Source organism: uncultured Aquimonas sp., from assembly GCF_937888285.1.
GTDB lineage: Bacteria > Pseudomonadota > Gammaproteobacteria > Xanthomonadales > Xanthomonadaceae > Aquimonas.
The window spans coordinates 1-13,774 of sequence record NZ_CALART010000037.1 but is presented as its reverse complement, the minus strand read 5'-3'; the positions used below and the strand labels follow the sequence as shown (position 1 = coordinate 13,774).

General features: G+C 66.1%; 12 protein-coding genes. 7 read left to right on the top strand and 5 right to left on the bottom strand.

The window, feature by feature from the left end; all coding sequences use genetic code 11:
• The first annotated feature begins 200 nt into the window (after nucleotides 1-200).
• Nucleotides 201-923, top strand: coding sequence for a hypothetical protein (locus tag Q0654_RS09355; protein ID WP_298853078.1), 723 nt, complete (start codon nucleotides 201-203; stop codon nucleotides 921-923).
• Nucleotides 924-1,035: 112 nt separating this feature from the next.
• Here Q0654_RS09355 and Q0654_RS09350 read toward each other — a convergent pair whose 3' ends face one another.
• Entirely contained in the window at nucleotides 1,036-1,698 is a 663-nt protein-coding gene (locus Q0654_RS09350) for a hypothetical protein (protein ID WP_298853076.1), read from the bottom strand.
• A 511-nt stretch (nucleotides 1,699-2,209) separates the two neighbouring features.
• On the bottom strand, nucleotides 2,210-2,923 hold the full coding sequence (locus Q0654_RS09345; RefSeq protein ID WP_298853074.1) for a hypothetical protein: 714 nt from the start codon (nucleotides 2,921-2,923) through the stop codon (nucleotides 2,210-2,212).
• A gap of 549 nt (nucleotides 2,924-3,472) precedes the next feature.
• Between Q0654_RS09345 and Q0654_RS09340 the strand changes: the two genes are divergently transcribed.
• Both Q0654_RS09340 and Q0654_RS09335 read left to right on the top strand, forming a co-directional pair.
• Nucleotides 3,473-3,730: a type II toxin-antitoxin system Phd/YefM family antitoxin gene (locus Q0654_RS09340; protein ID WP_298853073.1), complete on the top strand. Its 258-nt coding sequence runs from the start codon at nucleotides 3,473-3,475 to the stop codon at nucleotides 3,728-3,730.
• A complete protein-coding gene (locus tag Q0654_RS09335; RefSeq protein ID WP_298853072.1) occupies nucleotides 3,718-4,035 on the top strand; it encodes a type II toxin-antitoxin system RelE/ParE family toxin in 318 nt (105 codons plus the stop codon). Before Q0654_RS09340 ends, Q0654_RS09335 begins: the two co-directional genes overlap by 13 nt.
• A gap of 275 nt (nucleotides 4,036-4,310) precedes the next feature.
• Here the strand turns inward: Q0654_RS09335 and Q0654_RS09330 are convergent, their stop codons facing one another.
• The 3 genes from Q0654_RS09330 to Q0654_RS09320 form a co-directional block, all read right to left on the bottom strand.
• Entirely contained in the window at nucleotides 4,311-5,471 is a 1,161-nt protein-coding gene (locus Q0654_RS09330) for a hypothetical protein (RefSeq protein WP_298853071.1), read from the bottom strand.
• A gap of 97 nt (nucleotides 5,472-5,568) precedes the next feature.
• Entirely contained in the window at nucleotides 5,569-8,109 is a 2,541-nt protein-coding gene (locus Q0654_RS09325; RefSeq protein ID WP_298853068.1) for a polynucleotide kinase-phosphatase, read from the bottom strand.
• A complete protein-coding gene (locus Q0654_RS09320) occupies nucleotides 8,106-9,497 on the bottom strand; it encodes a 3' terminal RNA ribose 2'-O-methyltransferase Hen1 (protein WP_298853064.1) in 1,392 nt (463 codons plus the stop codon). The genes Q0654_RS09325 and Q0654_RS09320 overlap by 4 nt, the downstream gene beginning before the upstream one ends.
• Nucleotides 9,498-9,729: 232 nt before the next feature.
• Between Q0654_RS09320 and Q0654_RS09315 the strand changes: the two genes are divergently transcribed.
• The 4 genes from Q0654_RS09315 (at nucleotide 9,730) to Q0654_RS09300 (ending at nucleotide 13,458) form a co-directional block, all read left to right on the top strand.
• Nucleotides 9,730-10,875, top strand: a complete 1,146-nt coding sequence (locus tag Q0654_RS09315; protein ID WP_298853062.1) for a histidine kinase — start codon at nucleotides 9,730-9,732, stop codon at nucleotides 10,873-10,875.
• The gene (locus tag Q0654_RS09310) at nucleotides 10,872-11,648 is read left to right on the top strand and encodes a LytTR family DNA-binding domain-containing protein (protein WP_298853060.1); all 777 of its coding nucleotides are present in this window, start codon (nucleotides 10,872-10,874) and stop codon (nucleotides 11,646-11,648) included. Before Q0654_RS09315 ends, Q0654_RS09310 begins: the two co-directional genes overlap by 4 nt.
• 258 nt (nucleotides 11,649-11,906) lie before the next feature.
• Complete coding sequence (locus Q0654_RS09305; protein WP_298853058.1) at nucleotides 11,907-12,533, top strand: DUF998 domain-containing protein; 627 nt, start codon at nucleotides 11,907-11,909, stop codon at nucleotides 12,531-12,533.
• 118 nt (nucleotides 12,534-12,651) lie between these two features.
• On the top strand, nucleotides 12,652-13,458 hold the full coding sequence (locus Q0654_RS09300; protein ID WP_298853056.1) for a trypsin-like serine protease: 807 nt from the start codon (nucleotides 12,652-12,654) through the stop codon (nucleotides 13,456-13,458).
• Nucleotides 13,459-13,774: the final 316 nt, after the last annotated feature.

Genomic DNA, 13,774 nt, shown 5'->3' with positions numbered 1-13,774 from the left:
CGTCCCTGCGGGATGGCGCGCAAAGTGTACTTTGACCCGTGTTTTTATTCTGCAATGAGTGCGACCAGCGCCTTGGCAACCGCCGGATGAGGAACAACGCATGAGCGGGTAGCATGCCATCCGGGATCAGAGGAGAGCGCGGCACAGGATTTCGCGTCATCTCTCGCTCACCTTGCGTTAGCAATCTGTGGAGACTCTGCATGCTTAAGGATATTGAAGAAGCAGCTGAACGTTGGGCCGAAATTACTTGCCCGATATTCGGCGAGTCCAGCAAAAGATTCGTCTCAGCCGAGGGATTTGGGACGGGCTTTTTGACATCAATCAAAACCGAGATGTACTTCTTCACGGCTTACCATGTCCTTGAGGACTTCAAACGTTACTCAGTTCGTATCGCGAACATCGGAGGAAAGGCATTCGACCTTGATTCGCTTGAGTTCCAAGGGGATAAGAAGCTGGATATAGGATTCGCCAGAGTCGATGCACAGCAACTCCGCCACCTGGGATTGTCAAGCGTCAAGCACTGCCCACTAGCTCGGGACTGGTCTGAGTGGTGCCCTTTGGAAGTATTCGTTGCAATGGGATACCCGGCAACACGAAACGAACTAAAGCTGAAGTTCAATAGCACTGACCGTCACTGTCTCAACATCTTCGCCAGCAAAACAACGACCCAAGCGCCGAAGTCAGCACTTGCGAAATACCTTGGAATTGCTTACGACCCAAAGAAAGTGACACTCTCAGACGGGACATTTCTGAAGCCACCCGAACTGAAAGGCATAAGCGGCGGCCCGTGTTTTCAGCTCATGCGGCGGTATGTAAAAGAATCCGTCGCTTATTCATTTAGACTAAGGAGCGTCATTTCCGAACTCCATCCGACGCAGAAGATTATAACCACTTCGCCCATTGAAGCGCTTATTGGAACCTGATTAGCGTCGAACCTCAGTCGCCGAGAAGGGGGTCACCATTGCGCCGCCCGCAAATCGGGGGTCAGGTCTTGTTTTGCCACATGCGCGCTCGCTGGTGCGACCGCCGCGCCATCTACTCCGCGGAAGTCACCGGCTTACCGTGAATGTGCCACGGCGTCGGTACACCCGTGCCGCTCATGTCGCCCGGGTCGAAGACGTAGCGGCCGTCGGCGTAGGTCAGAAAGACGTGGTAGCTGGCGAGGTTCGACTCGTAGCGGCACATGACACGGTACGGATGCCGCACCGTCGGGTCGCCGTTGCGCTGATCGGTCAGCATGCCTTCGCCATCGTCGATCTCACCGGTGATGTCCAGCTGGTCGATGCCGGTGATCGCGCGGAGCGCTGATTCGGCTTCCTTGATCGGCGCACACGCGGGGGCGGCGCCGCCGAGGTCGACCACCTTCCAGTCGCTGCCGTCGACCTGCACCAGCGCGTCGGCATGGAAGTCCACATTCGTGGTGGCACCGAGGCAGATCCAGTGGTCGCGCCAGACGCCGCCACGATCGGAATCGAACGCCGGCATGCAACCGAGCGCTTCCGTGATTTTCCACGCGGGGCTTGCAGCTTCGGTCCCTTCGGCAGCGGCGCGCGCCTGCCAGAACGCATCAATCGCAGCCTGGAGTTGTGCAGCGTCCGGGTTGGGTGCTGCGGCCATGGCAGGCCCGGCGCAGACGGCCAGAAGCAGAATCAACGCGCGCTTGCGAGGCGTGAAGTTCATGTCGGAAAGGGGATGCATGCGAGAGTTCGGCAGTAGAGCGTGCCGCCTACCAAATGGCAATCGCGCGGCGCGAGCGAGCGGGCATTCGGGATCAGGTCATGTTTTGCCACATGCTCCCTACCCGACGTCCCAGCGAAAGTAGGATGCCTCGACTCAAGGCCCCGGGACCACAACTCGCTCTTCAGCGCCAGCACGCTGAGTATGCACTCGTGCAACCGGTAGAACGGCACGCGCTCGACAAGGCGGTGCTGGCCCTCGCGCCCCAGCAAGCAGAACAGAGTGCGCTTTTGGGAGGCGATTAAGTGCGCGATCTACGTTGGCTGTCGGATCCCTTGCAGGTTGCCCGGGAAAATGTGTTCTGACCCCTGTTCTGGTTCTGTTCTGGTTCCGCCCGTTTTGGCAGCCCCCGTCTTGGCGCAGGTGCTCGCCAGGTGGACCGGGACACGGCCGCAGACGAGTCAGCCGCCACCCGCTCGCTGTCAACGGAAACCCCCGGCGCGCGAGCGCGCGCCGGGGGTGATTCCATCGCTCAGGGGCAGCCGAAGCAACGCGAGCCGCCGAACCAATCCGAATCGAAGGTCTGGACGGACAGATTGGTGGTGGCAGTGGCACCCCAGAGTCCGCCGTTCGGCCCGATGTACCAAAGGCCGGTGGGACCAGTTCCCGGTGTGGGCGTCGGTGACGGAGTGGGAGTGGGCGTCGGAGTCGGCGTCGGTGGCGGCAATCTCTGGCAGGTGTAGGTCGCCCCCATGCCACAGATTCCGGAAAACTCGACAAGCGGAGTTCCGCCTTCGGCCTCGCACGCCCTGATCATGAGGCGCTTGTTGATGTTGTCGTTGAGGTAGCACATGCCCGCTCCGATGCCGATCGCAACGGGAAGTGCCGGCAGGCCCATGGCTCGAACCTGTTCGTGTTTGGACTCTGCAATTTGCCACTGTTCTGCGGTCAGCTGGTTGTAAATGATTTCATCGCCGCTGATGGCGATGACTTCGCGAGTCACAGGATTGACCCGCGCCGTGAACGTCTGGCCCACGGGATCAACCGACGTGACTTCATAGAAGTTCCCGTACTGTACGCCGCTGCCTGGCAGAATTTCGGTCGTGGCGTACTGGACATCGTCCGGACCGATCGGCCCCTCCTGGTCGCCCAGATCACCGCCGTTATTGCCTGCATGAACCGCAGTGATAGAGCACCCTATCGTGAGCGCCATCAGCGCCATTCCCCGCTTGAGCTTCATGGCCATCCTTGTAGATCGTTCAAGCCGTGACATACGGCACAAGCATCGTGCAGAAGACAGGCCATGGGGTCTCCTCGCAGCGACCATGTCGTGGTAACGGATCGGTAATGCTGCCGCGACAAAGGGCGTCACCGGCCGGGTGCGCTAGCCTCACTTCGAAGGCAGAGTCCTCACTGCCATAGCGCTCGTGGACCCGTTCCGGGTCATTTCGTCCGATGCACCAACAAAGTGGGCAGGATCATTTTTCGGATGATCTTGGGCGGCTGCACGTGGGGACGTGGGTGGCGCGCTGCGTGAGAGCTTCGATCTGGGCGCGCAAGCTAATACGAAGAGAATGGGGTCGAAGAGAATTGGGGCAGGTTCACTTCCCAATACGCGCGCTGGCGAATCAGCTCTTGTTCTGATAGACCCGCGCCGCCCGATAATCTTGTGGCGCGCCTCGCCTCACAACCTGGGATCCAAGATGGCAGCGGAGCAGCGCTCATTGAGGGGTCCGAGATGAGCCGGACCCTTCTTCGGCTTGCGGCCCAGCAAGTGCCACTCTAGCCTCACTCCATGCGTACCGAACCCGTCACGACCCTCAAGCGCCAGGCCACTGAGCTGCTCGCAGACCTTGAGCGGAGCAGGCAGCCGATCCTGATCACCCAGCACGGTCTGCCCAGCGCCTATCTGGTGGACGTAGAGACCTACGAGCTCATGCAGCAGCGCATGAACGTGCTCGAAGGCATCGCCCGCGGCGAACAGGACGTCGCGGAAGGTCGTGTGCTCACCCATGATCAGGCCAAGGCCCGACTGGCAGGATGGCTAAAGTAGCTTCGTCCGAGTCGGCACCGGCCGACCTCGAAGCCATCGCCGACTACATTGCGTTGGAGAACCCAGCCGCCGCGGCGGAACTCGTGCAGCGCGTGCTCGCGCATATGGATCAGCTGGCCGAGCACCCACAGAGTGGTGTCCGCGTCCCCGAGTTGGGCCGCTCAAGCTATCGCCAACTCGTCGAACCGCCCTGCCGCGTGTTCTATCGCCACGAAGGGCCGCGCGTGTTCATCGTCCACGTCATGCGCACCGAGCGGCTGCTGCGCAAGGCGCGGCTTTCTCGGGCGCGCGCCTCGAAACCCTGACGCTCACGAGCCGGAATCACCACGTGCATCGCTGTTCTGCTGAAGCTGTGTGCAGCACCTTGGGCCCCTGCCATGTTGATGGCCGGACTCAAGCGGTCGATCAGGTCCAGAAGCCAGCAACTGCTCTTCTCCAGCGTCGCCACGACCCAGTAGGCGAGCATGTGGAGGGGCACGAGGCGCAGGTCAGCGACGCAGTTGACTGACCAGCAGCAGCGGCGGTACTCGGATACACATTTCATTCCAAGTCTTACTGCGTCTGCAGACGTGTCTCAACGTTAGCCATTCAACGGAAACCGAAGGGTCTTGCCGTCTACATCGATCCGGACCTCGCGCGCCGTCAGCTGGAGCTTGGTGAGCACTCTTCCAGCGCTGAAAAGATCGATCGGGCCGAGTGGCCAGCGCATCGGGCGGCTCGCCTGGGGAGTCTTGGCTTCAAGGTAGAAGATGGGCCGCAGGATGCAGCCTTGATCCTTGCGCTCCCTGAGCGAGTAGGAAACTTCCACGAGGCGCTCGGCCTTCTCCGCTCGACGGTAGACAAATACGGTCGACAGACCCTCGACGTCGACGGTATCCAGCGAGTCCGCGATCTTGCCGCCGTCGAGATGGTCGACTTCGGCCAGCTCAAGCAACGCCATGCGCGCGGCGTCGAACACCGTCCGCCGCAGCCGCGCCTCATTGCGCTCACCAAGTGAGCGTTCTGACACGACGGCCCATGCGTTCTCGCACCAGTCCTCCAGCGCGGTACGGTTGAATCGGACCGTGGTGTCGTCGCTGCCGAGATTGACGTAGATCTCGTCATACCCCGGGGTTTCGATCTGGGCTGACAGTGCACTTCCGATCAGTACACTCACGAGACGACAAGCGTCCGCCAGCGGCCCCTTGCGCGCGGCATGCGGGCCGACAGCGTGCAGCCGCACCCAACGAAGCGACTTGACGAGCGGACGCTTCCATTGCCGCCTAAGCGCATCGCGGCCCACCTGCACGGCCGCCATTCGCCGTGCGATCGCCCCGTTGAGGTCCTTGCTGAGCCGTTGCACGACGCGCGCGTCGATCGGTTCAGCAAGACAGCTCGTCACGGCCGCTTGCGCAGCTTCCAGATCGAAGTCCAGCGCGGCATCAAGCGCTGGCTGCGCGCGGGCAAGGGCCTCGGGGACCGCTTCGATCAGGGCGCGAACGGCCTTCTCGATCGCCATGCCCTCGAGTTCAGGGGCCTGAAGTTCGACGATCAGGTGCTCACTGCGCGTGCCCCGCCACCTCCAGACGTGCTTGAGCGTCTTGGTGCCGCGCTTGCCGGGCACGAACAGCACGTCGAGCCATTCCAGAGCAGGGCCGAAGGAACGGGCCGACACCTGTTGCCCAAGCAGGATCTCGGCGATCCGGGCGGCCGGATGTTCGGTGCGCGCGCGGTCGGTGCCCCAGGACAGGTCTATGCGCATGTCGTCTGCACCACTACGAGTTCAGCCATCTGCTTCTCATCCGTTTCCTGCTTCTACGTCATGTGACCCGCGTGCCAAAGCGCCGCCACAGCCCCCGTCAAAGCCTCGGATCCACCGGCTCGCTCTCCAGCGCCAGCACGCCGAACACGCATTCGTGCACCCGGTACAGCGGTTCGCGTTCGACGAAGCGGTGCAGTGCCTCGTGCCCCAGCATGAACTCGCGCAGGGCCAGGGCTCGCTTGGGCGCCAGCCCACGCTGGCGCAGGCGGTCGAGGTTGGCGGGTTCCGTGTAGGTGGGCCCGTAGATGATGCGCAGGTACTCGCGGCCGCGGCATTTGATGGCCGGCTGCAGCAGACCCTTCTTGCCCTGGACCAGGCCGTCGAGCGGTTTGATGACCATGCCCTCGCTTTGCGCTGAGGTGATCTCGTGCCACCAGGCGGTGGCGGCGGCCTCGCTCTCGGGCTGGCTCAGGTCGACGAAGCGGCGCTGGGTGATGCGGAAGAGACCGGCGTCGGCGGCGCACAGGCGGTCGATCAGGTCCAGGTGCCAGCGGTGGCCTTGTTCCAGCGTCGCTGCGCCCTCGTAGGCGAGTACGTGGAAGGGCGCGAGACGCAGGTCGTTGACGCTGTTCACTGGCCAGCAATAGCGGCGGTACTCGGCCACGTAGCGGCTCACGGCGTCGCTGCGCTGGGCCAGCGTCGCGGGCAGTGCGCCTAGGTCGATGCCGCGCGCGGCGGCTTGATCCGCCCATGCGGAGGATGCGCGCAGCGCCTGCGTGGCGACGGTGCCGGTCGGCGCGTATTGCTGGCGCAGCAGGTCGCCGGCTTTCGCGGACCAGGGCAGCAGTTCGGCATCCAGCACGATCCAGTCGGTGGCGAGTTCGTCCCACAGGCCGCTGGTCTGCATTGCGGTGTCGAGCTTGGCGAGCAGCGCCTCCTCGATGCCGCCGTCGCCGAAGAAACGGCGGCCGGTGCGGGTGTAGATCACGCCGCGCCCATCGCCACGGATGCCGAAGCGGCGTGCGGCAACCTCTTCGTCGCGGCACAGCACCACGACGGCGCGCGAACCCATGTGCTTCTCTTGGCACACCAGCTGGGTGACGCCCTCGCTGCGGTAGTAGTCGAAGGCTTCCAGCGGTCGCTCCAGCAGATCACCCGCGGCTGCAGCCGCGGGCGGCGACATCGTGGGCGGCAGGTAGACCAGCCAGCGCGGGTCGACGGCGAAGCGGCTCATCACCTCGAGCGCGGCGCGCGCGTTCTCCTCGCGGATGGTCACGCTGCGGCCGAGGCGCGGTTTGAGAATGCGCTTGCCCAGCACGTCTTCCACATCAAGCACGCTGGCGTCGCGCGTCGGGGCCGCGGGCGGGGCCAGTGGTTTGATCGGCTCGTAGTAGGTGCGCGCGGCCGGCACGCTGACCAGCTCGCGCTCCGGGTAGCGCAGCGCGGTGAGCTTGCCGCCAAACACGCAGCCGGTATCGACGCAGATCGTGCGGTTCACCCATTCGGCTTCGGGCACCGGCGTGTGGCCGTAGACGACCATCGCCTGGCCGCGGTACTCGCTGGCCCAGTCGAAGCGCACCGGCAGGCCGTACTCGTCGGTCTCGCCGGTGGTCTCGCCGTAGAGCGCGAAGTCGCGCACGGCGCCGGAGGCGCGGCCCTGCAGCTTCTCCTTCATGCCGGCGTGGGCGACGACCAGCTTGCCGTCATCCAGCACCAGATGGCTGACCAGCGAGTAGATCCAGTCGGCGGCGGCACGGCGGAATTCGTCGGGCTCGGACTCCAGCTGCTGCAGCGTTTCTGCGAGGCCATGACTGACCTTGACGTCGCGGCCGCGCAGCTTCTTCATCAGCTTGACGTCGTGATTGCCAGGCACGCACAGGGCGGTGCCGTTCGCGACCATGGCCATCACCAGACGCAGCACGCCGGGTGAGTCCGGCCCGCGGTCGACGAGGTCACCGACAAAGATCGCGCGGCGGCCTTCGGGCGCGGTGACTTCAGGCGCCTCGCGGGTGCCGGCCACCGTGTAGCCCAGGGCGCGCAGCAGCTGCACGCACTCGTCGAGGCAGCCGTGCACGTCGCCGATGATGTCGAAGGGGCCGTGCTGGTCGCGCTTGTCGTTCCAGGCCTTCTCGCGGGTGATCTGCACCTCGGCGACGGCTTCCACGCTGCGCAGCACTGCGGCGACCTTGAAGCCTTCCTTCTCCAGGCTGCGCAGGGAGCGGTGCAGGCTTTGCGTCTGCAAGCGCACCACATGCGGGCCGAAGTCGCGGTCGGGGCGAGCCTCGTTGCGCTCGTGCAGCAAGCGCTCGGGCAGATCGAACACGATGGCCGAGGCCAGCACATGGTGCTCGCGCGCCAGCGCCACCAGTCGCTTGCGGTCTTCCGGCCGCACATTGGTGGCGTCCACCACGGTGAGCTTGCCGGCGGCCAGGCGCTTGCCGGCGATGTAGTAGAGAACGTCGAAGGCGTCCTTGGTGGCGGCCTGATCGTTCTCGTCGTCGGACACGAGCGCGCGGCAGTAGTCCGAGGAGATCACTTCCGTCGGCTTGAAGTGCGTGCGCGCAAAGGTCGACTTGCCGGAGCCCGACGCGCCGATCAGCGCGACCAGGGACAGCTCGGGAATGCGGACGGTGCTCATCGGCTGAACACTCCCATCTGGGTCGGCGGCCCCAGCTCAGGATCGACGTCGCCGATCGGCAGAAACTCCACCGTGTAGCCGTGGCGCTCGCAGACGCCGTTCGCCCAGGCCTGGAACTCGGCGCGTGTCCACTCGAAGCGGTGGTCGCGGTGGCGCATCGCGCCGGCAGGCAGGCTGGCAAAGCGCAGGTTGTACTCGACGTTCGGGGTGGTCACGATCACCAGGCCCGGCGCGGCGTACTCGAACAGCGTGCGTTCGAAGGCCATCAGGCGACTGGCGTCGATGTGTTCGATCACCTCGATGGCACAGGCGGCGTCGAAGCCGGCCATGCGCGCATCGCGATAGGTCAGGCTGCCCTGCAGCAGCTCGATGCGGGCGCGCTGCAAGGGCGCAAGCCGATCCAACTTGAGGCGCTCGGCGGCGCGTTCGAGGCAGAGCGCGGACACATCCATGCCGAGGATCTTGCGGAACTGGCGCTGCTCCAGCAGCCGCGCCAGCAGCCGGCCTTCGCCGCAGCCGACATCCAGCACGGTGGCCGCACCGCTGCGCAGCAGCACATCCTCCACCGCGGCCATGCGGCGATCGTTGAGGCTGAGCGCGCGTTCCAGCTGCTGCTCGCCAGCCTCCTTCTCGCGCTCGCCGGATTCGACGTCTTCCTCTGGCGCGGCGAGAAGCTGCCCCAGGGCCTCGCGCACCAGCGAGCGCTGGCGCTTCAAGTAGTTCGAGAGGATCCAGTCACGCTCGGGATGCGCGGCCAGCCAGTCGCCACCCTTCGCCAACAGCTTCTGCACCTCGTCACTGCCGACGAAGTAATGCTTGTCGCCATCCAGCGCCGGCAGCAGCACATACAGGTGCTGCAGCAGCTCGCACAGGCGCAGTTGTCCGCTGAGTTTCAGGCTGAAGTAGTGGCTCTCGCCCCAGTCGGCAAAGGTTTCGTCGAGTGGCAGCGCTTGAATGTCGACCTGATAGCCCAGCGGCTCGAAGCAGGCACGCAGCTTGGCCGCGCCCGCACGGCAGCGCAGAACCGGAACCTCGGCCTCCAGCGGCATCGCCGCGGCAGCCAGCTCCGCACGCGCCTTGCTGCTGCCCGCCATACCGCTGGAAAACACCTGCGCGATTGCGACGGCCAGGAACGACGAGGCGGTGTAGGGGCGATCGTTGACGTACTGGGTCAAGGGCCCATCGCCCTCGCCGCGCCCGCGCACCAGCCCCACGGGGTCGACATCGACCACCAGCGCGACCGAGCAGCGCTGCGGCGAGGCCTCGGGATAGAAGACATGGGCAGTGCCGAAGGACAGCGAGAACGTCTGATGACGCTCGGGGTTCTTCGAGAGCAGATAGCCGAGATCGGTGGCCGGCTGATGAGTGGTGGTTATGAGCAGTTGCATCGAAGGAGGCCAGAGAGGCGTAGCGCCGAGGGAGTGAGGGAGCGAGGGAGCGAGGGAGCGAGGGAGCGAGGGAGCGAGGGAGCAAATAATGCTGGAGGGGCCGAGGAACCGCCATGGCTCCGGCGACGGATCAGAGGCGTTGCCTGATCGGTGCTGTCTGCGAGAACTCCGCTTGCGGCCAACGCGAAGGCTGCGGTCGCCTGCGAGCAGGCTCCTTGAGGCGCGCGCTTCGATGGCGCCCGCAATCGTTCATCCGATGCTGGGCTCCGCCGCGGTGCTGGGCCGCCCATCGCCCTGCGCCATCCTGCACACTCTCGCGATGATCTCCCGCCCCTTTCTGCTCGCCGCCGCTGGGTTCTGGCTGCTGTTCGGTCTTGTCGCCGGCATCCAGGTGTGGATCAGCATGATCACGCACGGGCACAACATCGCCCTGCTGCTGGGCTTCCATGTGGCGGTGTGGATCGTGTGGCTGGCGCCGACGGTGGGTATTGTGTGGCTGGCCCGGCGCTTTCCGATGACGCCGCCACGTGCCCTGTCCTTTGGGGTGCACTTCCTGGCGGCCACGGTCATCGGGCTGCTGCATGCGCTCTACTCGCTGGGCCTGATGCTGTGGCTGCAGCCCTACGACGCGATGACCGCGTCGGCTGCCGACATCCAGCTGGAGCAGGCCCTGCTGACGCCGCTGCTGCTGGAGTGGATTCTCTATCTGCTGGTGCTGGGCGCGGTGCTGGCTCTGGACTACGGCCGGCGCTCGCGCGAGCAGGCGGCCGAGGCCGAGGAGCTGCGCCGCTCGCTGGTGGATGCGAGGCTGCATGCGCTGGAGCTGCAGCTTCGGCCGCACTTCCTGTTCAACACGCTCAACGCCATCACCGGCCTGGTGCGTACGGGACGCGGCGATGAGGCCATCGGCGTGGTCGCCGGCCTCGGCGATCTGCTGCGCTATTCGCTCGACCACGCCGGCCGTCAGCGGGTGCGCCTGGACGAGGAGGTCGAGATGCTTACGCGCTTCCTGGAGATCCACCGGGCGCGGTTTCCGGACCGGATGACGTTCGAGGTCTCGCTGCCGCCGCCGCTCACCCAGGCCGCCGTGCCGATCCTGATCCTGCAGCCGCTGGTGGAGAACGCGGTGCGCCACGGCGTGGAGCGCTTGAGCGGCGCGCACCGCATCGAAGTGGCGGCGCTGCTGGTCGGCAATGGCCTGCAGCTGCAGGTGGCCAACCGCGGCCAACTCGCCTCACCCGTGAGCGAGGGCATCGGCCTGCGCAACACCCGCGAGCGGCTGCGGGCGCTGTACGGCGATCAGGCCGGCTTCGCGCTCACCCAGGCGGGCGAGCAGGTGATCGCGCGCGTGGAACTGCCCTTCGAGTCGCTCGCATGAGCCGGCCCGCCCCCACGCCCATGAAGGTGCTGCTGGTCGACGACGAGCCCCTGGCGCGCGAGAACCTGCGCGTGCTGCTGGCGGCCGACGCCGAGGTCGAGGTGGTCGGCGAGTGCGCCGGCACCGAGGCCGTGGCGGCGGTCGCGCGCCTGCGGCCGGACATTCTGTTTCTCGATGTGCAGATGCCCGAGCTGGATGGCTTCGCCCTGCTTGATCTGATCGGGACCGAGGCCATACCTGCGGTGGTCTTCGTCACCGCCTTCGATCGCTACGCGCTGCAGGCCTTCGAGGCACAGGCCCTGGACTACCTGCTCAAGCCGTTCACCGACGCACGCTTCCATGCGGCGCTGGGGCGCGCCAAGGCGCGCGTGCAGGCGCAGCGGCAGTCGGCGCTGACCCAGGCCGGCCTGGTCCGCGAGCAGCCCCGCCATCGCTCGCGCTTCCTGATCCCCGGCCGCGACAAGAGCGTGGTGGTGGAGGCCGCCGAGATCGACTGCGTGCGCGCGGCCGACTACTACGTCGAGCTGCAGTGCGGCGGTGTGAGCCATCTGCTGCGCGAGAGCCTGGACGCGATGGAGCGACAGCTCGACCCCGAGCAGTTCGTGCGCGTGCACCGCGGCGCGATCGTCAACCTGGCGCGCGTGCGCGAGGTGCATCCACTGTTTCGCGGGGGCTGCGAGCTCAAACTGGTCGACGGGACAGTGGTAAAGCTAAGCCGCGATCGACGCGCCGAGTTCGAGGCGCGCTTCGCGGTGCTGGGCGTACGGCGCTAGCGCGCCGTCCGAGAGCGCCACCTTCGATGGGCGGGTCAACCTGGTGCAGGCGCCGCGGCATGCGCGCGCTGCGCCGGGTTTCGATCACTGGCGAGCGCATCGGAGACTGTTTCCACGCGCTGAGGGCAACCAGTGCGGCCGGATCGAACCGCTTCGCCGCCGCGGGCACACGGTTCGCTGCACCCTGAGGCCGCTTGGCTGCCCGCGCCTTGGCAGGCGGCGGCGAGCCGCACAGTCTTGTCCACGACCTCCCCTGCCGTGAAAACCCCAACCGTGCGTCAACTCCTGCTGCGACAGTCGCGGATCCTTCCGCTCGCCGCCCTGCTGCTGCCCATCCTCATCGGGTTCAGCGCGCCCGGGTATTCCTCGCTGAGCCAGCACGTCAGCGAACTGCAGCTGCTCGACCATCCGGTGGCCGCGCTGATGCGGGTGGCCCCCTTGGTCTGTGGGCTGTCGATCCTGCTGTTCGGTCTCGGCGCCTGGCTGATCGAGCCCGCGCGCTTCACGTTCACGGCGCTGACCTCCGCGGCGGTGGCGGCCAACTTCATCTCGGCTGGCCTCTGGGTCACCGGCAGTCCGCTGCACGGGCTGTACGGCGTCGGCTTCTTCATTCCCCTCGTGCCGGCCTGCTTCGCGGCGGAGTCGGGGATGGGCCGGAGCGTGCGCCGTGTGTGTCTCACCGTCGCAGTGCTCAGCATGGCCTACCTGTGGCTGAACCTCTCCGGCCTTGACCCGCTGCGCGGCCTCAGCCAGCGCCTCGCCATCGTGCTGATCCTCGGCTGGTACACATACGCCAGCCACCAGTTGCTGAGGGCCTTTCGCGGCAACGACCCGAAGACCCGGCGCACTGCCGACGGTGCGCGGCCCGATCCGCTGATGCGCTGATGCATTCCCGTCTGCCGAAGCTCGCCTCGGGCTTGTTGTGTTCGAGCCCGGATCCCTGCCGCCCACCCCACCGGCCCGCCGCGTCCGCGGTGAGCCACATTCAAGGTTCCCTACCTCCATGACTCGCCTGTTCTGGTTGCTCCTGCTCGCTGGCACGTCCACCGCCAGCGCCATCGTCATCCGCGACGACGTGCCCGATGCGGAGTATCGGATCGCGGCCGCCGACTTCCCTGCCCTCGTCGACCTGCCGATGGAAGCCCACGGCGTGCTGATCGCCCCGCAATGGGTGGTGACGGCGGCGCACGCGGTCAGCCCCGCGCTGGACTGCGTGGAGCTCGGCGGCGTGCAGCGCGCAGTGCGCCGCGTGGTGATCCATCCCGGCTATCGGCAGCCGCCGCAGGCGATGGTCGAGGCGGCGCTGGCTTCCGGCGACTGGGCCGAGTTCTTCGCGTTCCAGACGGGCACCGACGACATCGCGCTGATCGAACTGGCCGAACCCGTGCAGGACATCCCGCCGGTGCCGCTCTACCAGGGCCCGGCGCTCGGCGAGACGGTACGCATCCTCGGCCGAGGTGCGACGGGCACGGGCGCGGAGGGCCATCGTCTCGATGCACCCCGGCGCAACGCGCTGCGCCAGGGATACAACGTGATCGACCGCGATGAAGGCCGCTGGCTTGCCTACACCTTCGACGCCCCGCCCGCCGCGCTGCCGCTGGAGGCCAGCATGGGCAGCGGCGACAGCGGCGGGCCGCTGTTGATTGCCGTGGAGGACAGCTGGCAGCTGGCGGGCGTCGCCGCCTGGAAGCGCAGCATTGTCGAGGGCACTGAGATCAAACCCGGCAAGTACGGCGAGTCCGGCATCGGCGTTCGGCTGCAGCACTACGCGGCGTGGATGGAAGAGACGATGGCGGAGACTGCGCCCTAGGCTGCGGTCACCAGCAGGTGTGAGAGCGAGCCAGGTGGATGCGCGGCCTTGGCCCACAGCAGGCTGTGGACGAATCCCATATGCCCAATTCCCGATCCCGGCCTCTCGAAAAGCAGAACGCGTTTGACCGACTGGTCGCCCCAGTACGCCCCAGCTGTGTGTGGGAGCCTGCTTGCAGGCGAGCGCGGCCTCCGCTCTGTGCGCCCACTGCGGGTCGCGAGCAAGCTCGCTCCAAACAGCCGGTACGCGGGACCCGGAGTAGCGTCGTGCGGTCAACCGAGTGTTTTGCTCCAATCTCCGTGATTCAACGGACTGC